This is a genomic window from Thioclava sp. F28-4 (assembly GCF_002020045.1).
Taxonomy (GTDB): domain Bacteria; phylum Pseudomonadota; class Alphaproteobacteria; order Rhodobacterales; family Rhodobacteraceae; genus Thioclava; species Thioclava sediminum.
This window is the reverse complement of record NZ_MPZQ01000002.1, coordinates 600473-614211: the sequence shown is the minus strand read 5'-3', so window position 1 is coordinate 614211 and position 13739 is coordinate 600473. Positions and strand designations below refer to the sequence as shown.

At 57.9% G+C, this 13739-nt stretch carries 12 protein-coding genes and 1 pseudogene; 8 read left to right on the top strand and 5 right to left on the bottom strand.

Features of this window, described 5'->3' with window-relative positions:
* A partial coding sequence (locus BMI87_RS07675; protein WP_210402465.1) for a transposase occupies window positions 1-558 on the top strand: 558 nt, incomplete at its 5' end.
* A 261-nt stretch (window positions 559-819) separates the two neighbouring features.
* Here BMI87_RS07675 and BMI87_RS07670 read toward each other — a convergent pair.
* Both BMI87_RS07670 and BMI87_RS07665 read right to left on the bottom strand, forming a co-directional pair.
* Window positions 820-3525 (bottom strand): DEAD/DEAH box helicase family protein, encoded by a 2706-nt coding sequence (locus BMI87_RS07670; RefSeq protein ID WP_078520552.1) that lies wholly within the window; start codon window positions 3523-3525, stop codon window positions 820-822.
* A gap of 4 nt (window positions 3526-3529) precedes the next feature.
* A complete protein-coding gene (locus BMI87_RS07665) occupies window positions 3530-5482 on the bottom strand; it encodes a site-specific DNA-methyltransferase (RefSeq protein WP_078520551.1) in 1953 nt (650 codons plus the stop codon).
* Window positions 5483-6380: 898 nt separating this feature from the next.
* On the opposite strand from BMI87_RS07665, the gene BMI87_RS07660 reads away from it, so the two are divergent.
* The 3 genes from BMI87_RS07660 (at window position 6381) to BMI87_RS07650 (ending at window position 7863) form a co-directional block, all read left to right on the top strand.
* The gene (locus BMI87_RS07660) at window positions 6381-6869 is read left to right on the top strand and encodes a hypothetical protein (RefSeq protein ID WP_078520550.1); all 489 of its coding nucleotides are present in this window, start codon (window positions 6381-6383) and stop codon (window positions 6867-6869) included.
* Window positions 6870-6979: 110 nt separating this feature from the next.
* Window positions 6980-7420: a hypothetical protein gene (locus BMI87_RS07655; RefSeq protein ID WP_078520549.1), complete on the top strand. Its 441-nt coding sequence runs from the start codon at window positions 6980-6982 to the stop codon at window positions 7418-7420.
* Between the two features lie 107 nt (window positions 7421-7527).
* Window positions 7528-7863 (top strand): hypothetical protein, encoded by a 336-nt coding sequence (locus BMI87_RS07650; RefSeq protein WP_078520548.1) that lies wholly within the window; start codon window positions 7528-7530, stop codon window positions 7861-7863.
* A 304-nt stretch (window positions 7864-8167) separates the two neighbouring features.
* Here the strand turns inward: BMI87_RS07650 and BMI87_RS07645 are convergent, their stop codons facing one another.
* Both BMI87_RS07645 and BMI87_RS07640 read right to left on the bottom strand, forming a co-directional pair.
* A complete protein-coding gene (locus BMI87_RS07645; protein ID WP_078520547.1) occupies window positions 8168-8635 on the bottom strand; it encodes a DUF2269 domain-containing protein in 468 nt (155 codons plus the stop codon).
* Window positions 8632-9927, bottom strand: coding sequence for an SDR family oxidoreductase (locus BMI87_RS07640; protein WP_078520546.1), 1296 nt, complete (start codon window positions 9925-9927; stop codon window positions 8632-8634). The genes BMI87_RS07645 and BMI87_RS07640 overlap by 4 nt, the downstream gene beginning before the upstream one ends.
* Before the next feature lie 200 nt (window positions 9928-10127).
* Between BMI87_RS07640 and BMI87_RS07635 the strand changes: the two genes are divergently transcribed.
* The 4 genes and pseudogenes from BMI87_RS07635 to BMI87_RS07625 all read left to right on the top strand — a co-directional run bounded on the left by BMI87_RS07635 (window position 10128) and on the right by BMI87_RS07625 (window position 12647).
* Window positions 10128-10838, top strand: coding sequence for a hypothetical protein (locus BMI87_RS07635; protein WP_078520545.1), 711 nt, complete (start codon window positions 10128-10130; stop codon window positions 10836-10838).
* 72 nt (window positions 10839-10910) lie between these two features.
* Window positions 10911-11078 (top strand): annotated as a pseudogene (locus BMI87_RS07630) (transposase); the annotation flags it as partial.
* 419 nt (window positions 11079-11497) lie between these two features.
* Window positions 11498-11974, top strand: coding sequence for a hypothetical protein (locus tag BMI87_RS22020; protein ID WP_146681534.1), 477 nt, complete (start codon window positions 11498-11500; stop codon window positions 11972-11974).
* Window positions 11975-12020: 46 nt separating this feature from the next.
* On the top strand, window positions 12021-12647 hold the full coding sequence (locus tag BMI87_RS07625; RefSeq protein WP_210402464.1) for an AAA family ATPase: 627 nt from the start codon (window positions 12021-12023) through the stop codon (window positions 12645-12647).
* 53 nt (window positions 12648-12700) lie between these two features.
* On the opposite strand, the gene BMI87_RS22015 is transcribed toward BMI87_RS07625, so the two are convergent.
* Window positions 12701-13336, bottom strand: coding sequence for an imm11 family protein (locus tag BMI87_RS22015; RefSeq protein WP_146681533.1), 636 nt, complete (start codon window positions 13334-13336; stop codon window positions 12701-12703).
* Window positions 13337-13739 lie beyond the last annotated feature (403 nt).

Here is a 13739-nt window from a genome sequence, read left to right as displayed (position 1 = left end):
GGCACCGGGCCGATGCTGGGTTGGCTGGTCGAGCGCAAGATCGCGCCGCACATCCCCGTCTTGGACAAGTCGGGCCGCAACGATGGCACCTGGACCCGGGCCGACTTCGAGTGGGACGCCGAAAACAATCAATACATCTGCCCTGAGGACCAGACGCTGAAGCAGTTCCGCCGGAATTATTCCGACCCGAACAGAGGACCGACCGGCAAGGGCGTCGCCAAATACCGCGGCTTGAAGCACATCTGTCAGGCCTGCCCTTCGAAGCAGCACTGCTGCCCGAACATGGACTTCCGGTCCATCACCCGCGAGGAACACGAAGACGCCCGCCAGGTCGCCAGAGACATCGCAAAGACCAGGCAATACGAGGTCTCGATGAAGCTCCGGAAGAAGAACGAGATGCTCTTCGCGCACCTCAAACGCATCCTTGGCCTCGGACGCCTCCGACTACGTGGCCCGTGCGGCGCAAATGACGAATTTCTCCTCGCCGCAACCGCCCAGAACCTCAGGAAGCTGGCAAAGATCCTTCCCGCACCGCAGCAACCGCGAAAAGCCTTATAGGAAAGGCAGTCGCACATCACGAAAGCTTCCAATTTCTGCAATCGCGAACGAGTGTTTTTCCACAGAATCGGCGGAGAGCGGTCGTTCGCTGCGGCATGGGCGAAGGGCCGAGATTTGCGCATAGCGGACCTAACGCGCTGAGTATCTTCTCATGGGCAATCAACGCGCCCGGCCCATTGCGGACTGCCATCATAGGATTCAACGATGCACCGCGCATTCTCCAACCGGACCTTTAAACTTCACGAAGTGGTTGTTGGTTCCTCATACACCACCATCCGGTAGCTCTCCGGAAACTTTCACGACTTGATAGCTAGTTGAAAGTGCCTCGCCAAAGTGCTTTCGACCACAAATAATCTTTCTCCTCTCGTCGGGTCGCAGATCATCCAAGTCCAGCGAGCCTTTAGTTTCTCGAACCAAATAGAGCCTCTCTTCATCGTTTTCCGGGTCGTCCATGACGATTGCCCAATCTGGATTGTAGCGCCCAATAGGCGTTACGATGGTGAACCAGTCTGGAAGCTTGATGTAGAGTTTGACGTTCGCCATTTTCTCAAGGCTTTCGGCAAACGGTTTCTCGATGGTCGGCGAGTCCCACTTAACCCCATCGTATAGGTGTGTTCCGCCCACACCTGCGATCTCTTCGCTGGGTACGAGATAGTCTTCCCAAGTCTCAATTTCGTCAGCGAACTGGGTCTGCTCGTACCAAGTGCCATCTTTCTCGTACTTGATACCGTTGACCATTTGGTCCGCAAGTTTGGCTTTAAGGATATTGACGGCGGTGATCGCAAATTCGTGTGGGTTCTCGATGGCTTCGCCGCGCTTGGAAGTTTTCTGGAAAACTTCTAGCAGGGTGCGCCGCGACAATCGCATCGGCGGGGTAGTGTTCTCCATCAGATTTTCCATCACCTCAATCAGGTTCGGAAGAGGATAGCGACCAGCGAGGTCAACAGCGGTCTTTGCGCCGCTTAAGGCGATTGGTTCAAAGAAGTCTTCGGCCTCATCGATCCGAATGTTGGCTTTTGAAATCGTGATGCGGGGCTTTCTAATGGTCGCTTCGTCAAGCTCCGCAACCGTGTCGGCCACCAGTGTCGCGGTGTCGATCTGCACGGAATATCGGGTCTTGTGTTTGATCTTTTCCCAAAGCTCTTTGAACTCCGGCTTGAATAGGAACTGTTTACGCAGCTTAATCGTCTTGCGCTTGCGCCGGTCGGGCGGTGGCGGCGGAACGCCTTCTTTCCCGTACTCCCGTTCGATTTCGCTTTGTAGGCCAGCGACAAACCGTTCGTAGGTTTCGCTGGCGATGACCGTCAGGACGTTGATCTGTTCGTCTTGGATGCGATCACCATCCTGATTGACGGGGAGGCGCACACCGCGCCCGACCTGCTGACGGCGTTCGGTATCGCTGCCGACCTCGCGCATGGTACAGATTTGGAAGACGTTCGGATTGTCCCAGCCTTCACGAAGCGCGGAGTGCGAGAAGATGAACGCAACAGGTTCTTCAAAGGAAAGCAGGCGCTCCTTTTCGCGCATGATGAGGTTGAAGGCCTCGTTGTCCTGCTCGGTCTTGCCTGTGCTGTCCAAGACTTCCGTCTCGCCCGTCTTCTTGGTCTTGGTGGCGAAATAGGCCTTCTGCACATCACCAGCTTTGACGTCTTTCCATTCGTCGTAGCGCTGCTTGATCTCGTCAAATGCCTTGACGAACATCAGCTTCAATTTGCCATCGTCGGGGGCGTAGTTGTCCACCTTGTCGATGAAGAACAGGGACAAAACCTTGATGCCGTGTTCCTTCAAGCGCCGCTGACGGCGAAAGTGCTCTTCGACGGTGAAGGCGATCTGGGCTTCGAAGATCGCATCGCGGTCAGAGCCTTGTTCGCCGCCAAGGGCCAGCTCCTGATTGTTGGCAAAGCGGATGAAACCCGATCCGGGGTTGATCTCGTCCACGACGAAACCTTCGTATTCGGCCCGGCCCGTCTTCTCGACCAGACTATCGCCGCTTCGAACCGTGATGGGTTTTTCTTGGATCTTCCCGGTCGCCATCAGCTTGTGAACGCTCAGCTTGGCGCTGACGGTTCGCTTGGAGGCGTTCAGCTCTTCGACGCGCACAAAGGGGAGGTTCTCGTTATCCTGCTGAACCACCGATGCGACCTCGATCCGCTTCACCAGACCTTGGCGGTAGGCATCGAACGGAGTCAGCCGATAGACCACGTTGTAGGCGTTGCGGTGAGTCGCGCTATAGCGCAGGGCGCAGATCGGATTGAGCGAGGCCAGAGCGGAAACCGAAAGGTCACTTTCCATGTTCTGCGGTTCATCCAAGATCAACACAGGCCGTGTTTCTTGAAGCTGGTAGATCGGCGGGTCCAGCCCCTCGCGCGACTGGCGAATGACGTTTTCGGCGCGTTTGAAAGCGTCGATGGTCATCACCATGATCTCGATCCCGTCAGAGAGGGCGAAACTGGATACCTGGCTCTTGCGGGCGGAGTCGTAGAGGGAGAAGTGATACGGTGGCTTGCCGAAGAGCTTGTCGAAGTGGGTCTTGGTCACTTCCAGCGTCTTTTTCACGCCTTCGCGCACGGCGACCGAGGGCACGACGATGATGAACTTGCGCAACCCATAGGTCTCATAAAGGCGCAGTGCCGTGCGGATGTAGACATAGGTCTTACCGGTGCCCGTCTCCATCTCAACGGAAAAGTTGGGGAAGGTGATGTCTTCTTCGCCGCGCAAGGTCTCGACCTTGGCGGTCAGCGTTTCCAGCTTGGCGTCTTGGTCCAGCCCCCGGTCGTCCTGCACCTTCTGCAGGTTGGCGAGGAGCTGGTCCGGCGTCAGGTCCAGCCGGTTGGGGACAACCTGAAAGGTCGCGCCGGTTGGCACAGTAAGCTGATTGCGCACGAAGGCCTGACCGTCGAAAAGGCCAATGACGCTTTCGACGGCATCAACCTGATATTCCTGATCGCTGTCGAACTTGAACTTCATGGCCTCAGATCACCTTCAACCGGCATTGCAGGGCGAGGTTGGCGGCGAGCGTGTCGTGCAGCGCCGTGTCGCGGCAGACGAACATGTCGTCCTTGGTCAGGCCCAAGGGGGCGACGGCATCGAGCGTCAGCGCCTCGTCCAGACAGATGGTGAAGCTGCGATCCTCGTCCGACACGCGGCAGAAGGTCGGGCCGGTGCTGATGTCCAGCTCTTCGACCGTGGCGGTCAGGCTGTAGCCCTCGCGCAACGCGACCTCCCAGATCACGTCTTGCGGCTGCCAGCCGGGGGCGAGGCTGTCGGTGAAGGCCTCTAGCTGTGCGGCATAGGCGTTGGGGTCTTTGGAGTCGACGCCGGACCAGCGCATCAAATTTGTTTCTTTCAGACTGAACGCCCGAAGCCCAAGGACTTCATCCTTGTGTTCATCGCTATTGTAGACCCGCCGGATGCGTTCTCTGGCGATATCTGCAATCGTCTTGAAACCCATTTTGAGAGCGTTGTTTGCTGCTTCCTTGCCGGGCTTGATCGGCTCGGGCATTTGGACCGAAATCATCTTGCGAGGCAGTGTAGTTTCGCGGTTGGCCCGCAGAAGCCCATGAAAGGACGTTGCCGTGCCTGCAAAGAAGTCCAACACGGTGTCGCCGGGTTCGGACAAGTAGGAGACCAACCGTTCAAGGTCCGTGAAGCTCTTGGGGTTTTCAAAGACCTTTACGTCATCGAAGATCGCGTCGAATTGCTGACTGGCGGTTTGAGCGTAACTAAACGTAACGCTGTGCATGACCTGATTGTCTTTCTCGAAAAGGTTCATGCGAACGCCCGGTGTCGTACTTTCATCCACACCGAAACAGATCATATCATTGTCGATCTCTATCTGCATTCTCTCGCGCGTCGGCCAAACCCAACCACGACTTGGAACCTTCACCGGTTTTTTCGTTTCTGGATGAAGAACGTCATAGCGAGGACCGCCTGAGCCGGGCCAACTTGGGTTTCCGTCACTGCGATAAGGGCCGCGCTCGTCTACCTTACGATAGCGGGCGAGAGGTTTTCTTGGATCATCTTCCTCGAAGGTCTTGTAAAACTCTAAGATACCCTCGCGAACTTTTCCCCAATCGTCCTTGTGCTGTTTTCGAAGGCGGTCAAACTCGGCGCGAACTTCCTCAACACCTTCTTTAGGTGCGCGAAGCTGAGTTTGAAGCTCTTTCAGAAATGAACGGTTTCTCGCATAGACCACCATGTATTCGTGGCCGACTGAGAACAGCTTGGCGTCGTTCTTTCGGTTCCGGTCATAAACGAGAACCGCGACCCGGTTTTCTTCGCCGTATAGCTCATCCATGAGGCGCGTGAGGTTTGGTAACTCGTCATCGTCGATGCTGATAACAATGAAACCGTCTTCCCTCAGTAGCTGACGGGCAAGGGATAGCCTCGGATACATCATTGAAAGCCAGCCGGAATGCAGACGCCCAGCGGTTTCGGTATTGCTGGTGGTGTCGTCTCCATCTTGTGTCCGCTGGCCGGTCAGTTTCAGGTAGTAATCTAGCGGGTCAGCGAAGTTGTCGGGATAGATGAAATGGTTGCCCGTGTTGTAGGGCGGGTCGATGTAGATGAGCTTCACCCTGCCAAAGTAGGACCGGTAGAGCACCTTGAGCACTTCAAGGTTCTCGCCCTCGATGAAGACATGTTGCGCCTCATCGAAGTTGATGCTGTTGTCAGGGTCGGGGGCCAGCGTGGCAGAAGATGGCGCTTGCAGCATCGCCATCGCGTCCCGCTTGCCTGCCCAAGTGAAGGTGAACCGCTCAGGCCCATCCTCCACCTTGTCGCCCAGCAGGGCTTGTAGGGCCTCGACATCCAGCTTCCCGTCCGAAAACGCCTCGGGCACGGATGTCTTGAGGCGGCTCAACAGCTCGTCGCGCTGGTCCGGGGTTTCATGGTCGATCTGCTCAAGCTCTGGTCTGTCGGTCATCTTTGGCTTTCACGGCTTCGTCGCCGTTTGTCGAATTCGTTGCTAATTTCTCAAGATTGAGAGGGGCTGAGCTCTATATCGCAGGTCGGGACCACTTAGGCTAGTTGCGATAACAAAGGCCTAGCTCAATGTCTGCTTTCCCGCCCCTTGTTGCCGCAGGTTTAGCTCTATGACGCGCCGGCCACGACCGGCAGCTTTCGGGCTGAGCCGGTCATGCGCTGCGTCAGGCACGAAGGTCGGCTCAGGGCCGATCGAGGAGGTCTGATGCAGATGGCATTTCCCGTCGGCTCTTCCTTCCCAACGACGGGCTTCTCCGTCCGTTCTCCCAATGCAGCTGCCCAAAGCGCTCCCTAATCCCACACGCCTTCGCCTAACAGATGCGCAGAGCCATCTACTCACTAGACGGCCCGCGCAATCGCCCTGCGGCCGATCGCGCGTCCCGTGCGTTCGCTGGGGCAAAGCCCCAGACCCGGCGCCGCTGCGCGCCGCATGGGGGAAGCTCCACATCCCCCAAACCCCCAGGGCAGGGATCGTTCGCCACTTTCCCTGCACCCTAAGGCGCCCGTCCGGCGGACCGGGGGAGACTTTCGCCAATCTCCCCGGACCCTCTCGGCGTCCTTCCGACGGATCGAAGAGGCGCTCGCCACCCTCTCCGAACTCTCCCGGCGCCTCCGGCGGGTCGAGAGGGATGTCACCCCTCTCGACGCTCTCCCCGGCATCCGCGCGATCTGCCCGCGGGCGGGCGATCAATGGGTCGCGGGAGGGCAGGCCTCGGCGTATGTCTTGCTTGCGTGCAGCGTCTTTGACGCACGCAATCAAGCCACGCCCCGAGGCCGCGTATCGGGTTCGTTGGTGAGGTTCCGCGCGTCGTTTTCCTTTTCAACGACACGAGGCACTCATGCTCCACGACCGATACCTTCGGCTGCTTCCGGGCGGCCAGCTCAAACCCGGCGATATTTTCCTGATGCGCTTTCCCTACGGCTCGGACCGGAGGCGCGACGGCGAGTTCGACATCCCGCCTGGCACGCGTCCCTGTTTGCTGCTCTCACGCGGGCTGATCGGCGATACACCGATGAACATCGTCGCGCCCGGTGTTAGCCCGGAAGGCCGGTTGCTGCGGGAAGATGACATCGTCATTGCTGATGACGATCAAGCCGCCGCTTGCGGGCTCTATCGCCCCACGATGTTCCGCGCATCGCATCGGCTCTTCATTGCAACCGGGTCCGACTTGTTCGAGCGCAATGCTCGCATCGGGCGCCTCGGCCCGGCGCAGCGCGAACAATTCGAGGCGGTGGAGAAGTTGCTCGCAACCGCACCGCGTGAAGTCCGGTCGCGGCTGAGGCCGCGTGGCGCGATCTACCGCCCGAAACCGCTCATCCAACCTTAAACCGCGCCGCCGATCGGGGCTGCAGCGTCCGTCCGCCTGCTGATTGAGGCGGACGGATCTTGCAGCCCTACTTCGTCTCCTGAACCCTTAATTTCCTCGAAAGATCATACATGACCTACGATAAACACCCCACCGAACTCACCGCTGCCGAGCTCCGCGAAGAACGCAGCGTGCTCGCAAACGTCGTCCATGGAGCGACTGCGTCGCCGTCCCCGAAAGACCTCGAGAATGCGCCGCTTCTCGAAGATTGGATGCTCTTCACTGGCTTCGAGGACATCTCGCTCTTCGGCCGCCTGACCGAAGCCACCGGCCGGACCCGAACGTTGATCACCCGGGCTATCATCGCGCTCGATGACGATCTCGAATGGGCCTACCTCGAAGACGGATACATGCGCCTCGGACCGCGTTTCTCCGTCGAAGAGGCCCCGCCGCATCTCGCGATGCGAGCCGTCGCGACAGATCTGAGAGGGATCCGCACGCAGCTCGAAGGACAAGCATTCTGGGCGCAAAAGGCGCTCGATGCGCTTGGCGAGATGCGCTGCGATGCCTGATTTCGCGATCGCTCAGAGTGATCCTGATGGGATCGGCTGAACCGCCACCGCTGCGGCCCCTCGATGAGGGCCGCAGCGCCCGCAGTTCAGCTTTGAAAGGATGTCCGATGTTTCAGCAACCGAGCCTGATTGATGATGTGAAAGCGATTGCACGCGTGGCGATCGACGCTCTCGATGCGCTGCCGGCTGACGTTCTCCGGGGCGCAGAGTTCGATCGCGATATTTGCGAACGACTTGTGACTAAGGGCGACGTCTTTGGCGAGGACTTCCGGGAGGCGGGCGCGGAGCTCCTGCGTCACCTCGCGCGGATCGAACCCGAAGAACGATTTGCACGCGAACTCGACAGCGCGATGCGTCGACTGCGGGACGCAATCAATGGTTCCTATCGTACGGCCGTTGCTTTCGGTGCGGAGCACGCGAGCAGCATCCAGCGAGCCGCATGATGAAGATATGACGCCGAACGGCGCCGAAGAGATGGCGGTGGTAATCCGCTTGGGCGCGCCAACAAATCCTTTCCGCGAAATGCTCCAAACTAAACCGGAACCGGCGCGCCCACACTCCCTTCAACACGAGCTACGCGCGTTCAAGACTGTTGGTATGTACGATGCTTGGCGCGGGACGGCTTCTAGCGGTCCATTGCGGCCATTCACATGCAGTCTGGCAAATGGCTGGAACTCGCTCAATCTGCCCCTCATGCACGTGCGTGCGCATCAGTTTCTCTTGGGCACGGCGCGGTACAGACACCTTTCAGGCGGACGGCTTGGTCAGCATCAGCCAGATGATCGCGAGCACTGCCGCGAATGCAGGGAAGCCGAAGGCAAACCACCAGCGATAGAGGCGGTGGTAGAGCGCGGGCAGCGGCGCGCCGGCATCACGCGCAGCGATCGCGAGATCGCGCATCCGGATCTGCATCCACATGACCGGAAGCCAGAACAGTCCGACGAAGACATAGAGCGCGAGCGACCAGGCGACCCAGCCCTGCAGGATTGGCCAGCCGGTCTCGCGTGCTAGAAGGTAGCCGGTCATCGGCTGGAAAAGCGCCGCGGTTGCGGTGAAAACGGTGTCGGCAAGCACCACGATCCCAGCGACATGGGCAATCAGCCGCGCATCCTTGCTGCGGTTGGAGATGACCATGAAGAAGGCGATCCCCGCCCCGGTGCCAAGCAGGACCGTCGCGCCGATGACATGCAGGAACCGGAGGACGTCGTAGGTCACCTGTCCTCCATCAGCAGCCAGACCAGCACGGCCAGCGCCATCCCAGGAAAAACCTTGACCATCGGGCCCAGGGGATCGGCCCAGAGATCGGGCGCAACGACAAGGCTGCCGACCAGATAGGCGCCGGAGAGCGCCAGCATCCCAAGTGCGGCCGGTTTCGTCCAGCGCCGCCAGAGGATCGCGAGGCCGAGCGCAAGGTCGGCCAGCGCGCCGCCGTATACCGTGGCGCCCGAGAACCAACCCGAGATCGCGCGCTCCTCAAGGACCGAGATCGCGCGCGACGGCTCAAGAAGCGTGACCAGTCCCGACAGGAACCAGAAGACGGCGAGTGTCCCGATGGCCAGAGGCAACCCGAGATAAGCCCGCGCGAAGAGCCTTTCCTGCCGTGTCGTGGTCAGGTTTGCGAGCGTCTGTTCCAACGATTGGCAGGGCGCGCCTCCCGCCCTCTCCCACGTGGCGGGGTCGCCCCGGATGCCGTCGCCAAGGGCACGCAATGCCGTCGTTCTGAGCGGCGAACGCCATCCCAGATGGCCGAGAAGATCCGCGCCCTTGCCAAGGGCCGAGACCAGGAGCGCAGGAATGGCCGGGTGAAAGACTGCCGGCGCCCACCCCTGCCAGCGCCGAACCTTGGTAAGAAGCTCGGGGAAACTGCGCGCCTCGTGTTCCGTTAGATCCGCGACGGTGCCTGAAGGCACCTCTCCCCTGACTGCGGTCACGACGGCGGAGGCGACATCGCCGACATTCACCGTCTGGACCTGTGCGTCGGGAAGGATCCGGGGCAGGACCAGGGGCAGAGCCGCCGCGGCGCGTAGCAGAGCTGTGCCGCCATAGGCGTCCGGCGACAGCACCAGCGTCGGGCGGAGAATGATCCAGTCCTCTGCACCAGAGGAAAGGATCTCGTCCCCCCGCGCCTTGGTGCGGAAGAAAGCCGTAGAGGCCGATTTTGAGACGCCCGCGGCAGAGATCTGGACGATCCGGACCGGCCGTCCGGCGGCAGCCTCGACAAGACGCGAGATCATGGTCACATGGATGGCCTCGAGGTCATCCCGAGCGCCGTCCTGCAGCGCGCCCGAGGCGTTCACCACGACATCGACGCCAGTGAGTAGCGCGCGCCATTCGTCCGTCGTGATCGTTGGAATGTCCCGGATTACCCAATCGGCAAAGGGGGCTGCTGCCATGGCGGCCTGACGTGATCTTCCGACTCCTACGACCTCGAAACCGGCATTTGCCAAGGCCCGCATGCACGTGGATCCGATGAGACCATAGCCACCAAGAACAACCGCCTTCGGCACACCAATTCACCCTGCATCCATTGTCATTTGAAAAGTATTCCGAATGCTTCCCGGGTGCGACCCCCAATCGGACGTTGCTCAGAACAGGGTAGAAAGCGCCGAGGCAGGTCAGTTCGCATACACATAATTGAGCGAGGGCAGATCACGCCTATAAAAGAAATCACGAACACTCACAACAACGATAGCCCGGAGGGACTCAATTGAAATTTCGACTGACGCTTGGGTTTCTCCTGAATTGGTGCCTCACTGCTTCTGTCTCCTTTGCGGGAACTGTTAGTGAATGCCCACCTCCACGCGTCATCATCGACGCGGCCCCTCTGACCTACCAAGTCAACGATTTCCGGGTGCGAACGTGCTACAATCAATTCAGAAATTTCACCGGGCCTATAGACTCTACCCTGATCTTTGCGAACCCTGAGGCCATCCCTGACCTTGGCGAGGCAGAGATCCCTCTTAGAGGAATGTTTTTTTACGCAGATAGAGGCTTTGAACTGCCCCCGCCGTGGAACCTTGATGGCTTCCTCGGCCCAGTTGTAGGCACGGAGGTAGCAGGAAGTGTCGAGTTTGACATCCGTTTCAAGGGCGCGCCGTCAAAGTCCGTTTACTGGCTGTCGGACGATCCGCCGATGCGTGTGGCCTTCAGTTTCACGACTGCCCCAGATCCTTTGAGGGCAGACTACAACGACGTTTCCTACATCAACATTCAACAGCCTTGGAAAGATGGAGTGATTGCCTTTAAATTCAATTTTCCAGAAAAGAGCTCATATTTTAAAGGCGATGCGTCCCGTCGTGCTCGAGCAATCGGAGCCACTGAGGCTGCGCTAGATATGCGACGGCTGATGAACTGGGCGGATTTGACCGAGACACTGAACGATGAGAAGGATTTCGAACCCGGCTCCACGAAGCCCTAGGGACTGGACCCATTAATTTGGCTGCGATCACCTCGGCTGCATATTTCACGCTCCCGAACTGATGGGGGCATGATGGGCAATCTTTTCTGGCTGACCGACGAACAGGTTGCGCGGTTCCGCCCGTTCTAATCCACAAGTCATGGCAAGCCGAGGGTCGATGACAGCCGCATGGAAAGCGGTACTATTTTCATTAATCGCAATGGGTTGCGATGGCCAGAAGTGCCCAAGGAGTATGGCCCGGTGACCTGCCGCGGGTCTTTCATCCAGCCGCGACCGGAGCCCGGTTTGTGTTGATCTGCCTACGTTTTTTGGACCGCCGGACGTCGGAGTTTCCGGCCCTTTGCCGCCATTCGAGGTCGCTCGAATGCCGCAGCGCGGCTTCCCTGAACCGGTCATTCTATCAGGCATGCCGCATTAAGAAGCTGCCAGGTGTCAGCGTTGTGAAATGACCAAAACTAAGCCGCTGATGCGTGAGGGCCAACTTTTTTGCATGGCCAGACTGAAGTCGGTATGCCAATATTCCGGAATGGCTGAAGAGATTCCAGGGCTGTGGGCGCCCGCTTCCGTTTACGCCCCTTTTGTAGTTCCGATATTTCCGGACGACTGGCTTTCGGACGGCCACCAGAGATCGTGCATAACTTCGGGAGCTATTCAGAAAGTTGGAATGGGTGCTGCTAAAAACGCATAAATCATGGCGCAACTCGGGCCTCGTTTCGATCCTGTCGGTTTTTTTCTTTTATTTAATATGTATATTTCCTACAGGTTCAGCCGACGCAGAAGGCTGGAGCAAGGAAGATTATGTTTGCCCTGATTTAGGGCGCGAGATGACCCGAATAGAAGCTATGAAAGCATTTCGCGCAGGCATGATCGAGCGCGGACTGAATGTGCATCTCGATCTGCCGGAAATAGATGAGCTCTTGGCGCAAGATTTCCGTTGCTGTGGCGCTGCAAGCGCAAGCAATCCGTTCAATGAAACAGAAGTCGACTTTTGGGATCGAATTTTATCGTCGCCTACGATTCTCGTGACGCTAGCCGGGCATTCCAAATCTGGAGTGAGATTTGAAGCACTGGGGTTGATAGGCAGGTGCGGACATCTAATCACAGATGTTGCGTCTTTGAAGATTGTAGAGGATTAAAAGTGACTGAGAGCTTTGGCTCGGGACTTATAACCAGAACAGCACGGTGGCGGCCAACGCGATGGCAAAAAGAAAGGGGGTGTCCGCAAAACGTGTTGGTCAGCTATGCGGGACTTTTCGGTCATTCAGCCATTGGCTAAATGAACACCATCAACAGTTAGTAACAGGCCCAATTTTGGCTACTCTCATTTCGTTCGCAGGCTTGCCGGGGACTGGTAAAAGCACAATTTCACGCGCGCTGTCGGTCGCGACAGGGGCCGTATATCTGCGGATTGACGAGATCGACGCCGCGATCTGGGCGATTGATCCTGATCGGGACATAGGCCCGGAAAGCTACCATATCGCAGCAGCCCTTGCGGCCTCAAATCTTGATCTGGGGCATACGACAATCATCGATTGCGTGAACCCTTGGGAGATCACTCGCGAGATTTTCACGGCTGCAGCAAAGCGGTCCAAGGCGAGTTTTCTTGGCGTTGAAGCCATTTGCTCTGACCCGGTGACGCATCGGGCGAGAGTTGAAGGGCGCGAGATGGATGTGCCCGGCCTCGAAAAGCCTGATTGGCAAAAGGTGCTGTCGCGCGACTACACGCCATGGGCTGCAGCAGATGTGAAGCTCGACATGGCGAGGCTTCCTGTCTCAGACGCTGTGGCAGAAATCGAGCGGCATCTCTAAGGCAGCTTTAGGCTCAATGTTGGCGAACAAAGCACCGACAAAACACAAGCGTTTCAAGCACGTGTTGCAGACGCACCTAAACTTTGCGCTCTAAATGAAGGAAAGAACTTGATACCTTTTGCTTCCAGTTCAGTTTGGAAGGCATCTGAGCCGAGAAGGCTCATGTTGAACCGCTTTTCCCGCCACAAGTTCAACCCCGATTGTCGTGCGGGATCAACGACAACATCACCATCTTGAGGTTCAACGAAAAAGCTATTGAGCCTCTCTGGGTCGCTCTCACTCAAATGCACCCGAGATCGCTCAAGGACTATCGAATCTTGTTCAGCGGTAACATTCATCGCGAACCAAGGCCCGTTGATCGCCACTCCCCGTTTCGTCTTCAAATCGAACGGAAAGAACTGATGAATCCCTGGATCGAGCCGCTCAAGAACTTCGCGCACCGGCTCCCGAACCACCAACAACCCATTTGTGGTAATAAAAATATCTGGCCAGTTCTTTCTCGGCTTATCTGCAATGAGGTTTTTCGGAATCTCTTCCGGAAGCATTTTTCGTCGCCCCTCACGAAACGCTTGGACTATCTCCAGTGTCTTTTTACCTGCTTCGCCCAAGTATGGATAATTTGCTTTCCACTCAGGAGCCTCTGTCGGGATTACGATACCATTCGGTCCTGAGGAATAAATATGGGTCATAGCTATGGCCTAACATTGAGAAGCGGTTCCTGGATCGGAACAGTTTACCCCCTGATGGAGAAAGGTAAATGTGTTGGTGGACTTGTCTGCGCATTTACCATTCGCGCTTGCCATAGTGATTTTGGGCTTGCTCGGGGAGGGAGTGTCGTCATGGCAGCTACCCGTTAGTCCGCATTGGGCTCGGAGCGGGCTCGCGGCGATTCAGAACACCCCTCGATCTTGGTCCGCTCTGAATGTCGGCTTCCATCTTGGCTGGGTGATCCGATCGCCACCGCAGCGAAGGTCCGGAATCCGCCCGATTGAGCGCGTGTCCGCCCGTGAAGCGAGCGCGAAGGTCGGTTGCGTTCGCAACGGACTCGAGCTTCATGCTTACTTTTTCGCATCGCGAAATTCAGTTTTTGCG

What these genes read in the sequence shown, in the direction of transcription:
- BMI87_RS07670 (WP_078520552.1), bottom strand. Translation starts at nt 3,525, where the DNA reads ATGAAGTTCAAGTTCGACAGCGATCAGGAATATCAGGTTGATGCCGTC.
- BMI87_RS07665 (WP_078520551.1), bottom strand. Translation starts at nt 5,482, where the DNA reads ATGACCGACAGACCAGAGCTTGAGCAGATCGACCATGAAACCCCGGAC.
- BMI87_RS07660 (WP_078520550.1), top strand. Translation starts at nt 6,381, where the DNA reads ATGCTCCACGACCGATACCTTCGGCTGCTTCCGGGCGGCCAGCTCAAA.
- BMI87_RS07655 (WP_078520549.1), top strand. Translation starts at nt 6,980, where the DNA reads ATGACCTACGATAAACACCCCACCGAACTCACCGCTGCCGAGCTCCGC.
- BMI87_RS07650 (WP_078520548.1), top strand. Translation starts at nt 7,528, where the DNA reads ATGTTTCAGCAACCGAGCCTGATTGATGATGTGAAAGCGATTGCACGC.
- BMI87_RS22015 (WP_146681533.1), bottom strand. Translation starts at nt 13,336, where the DNA reads ATGACCCATATTTATTCCTCAGGACCGAATGGTATCGTAATCCCGACA.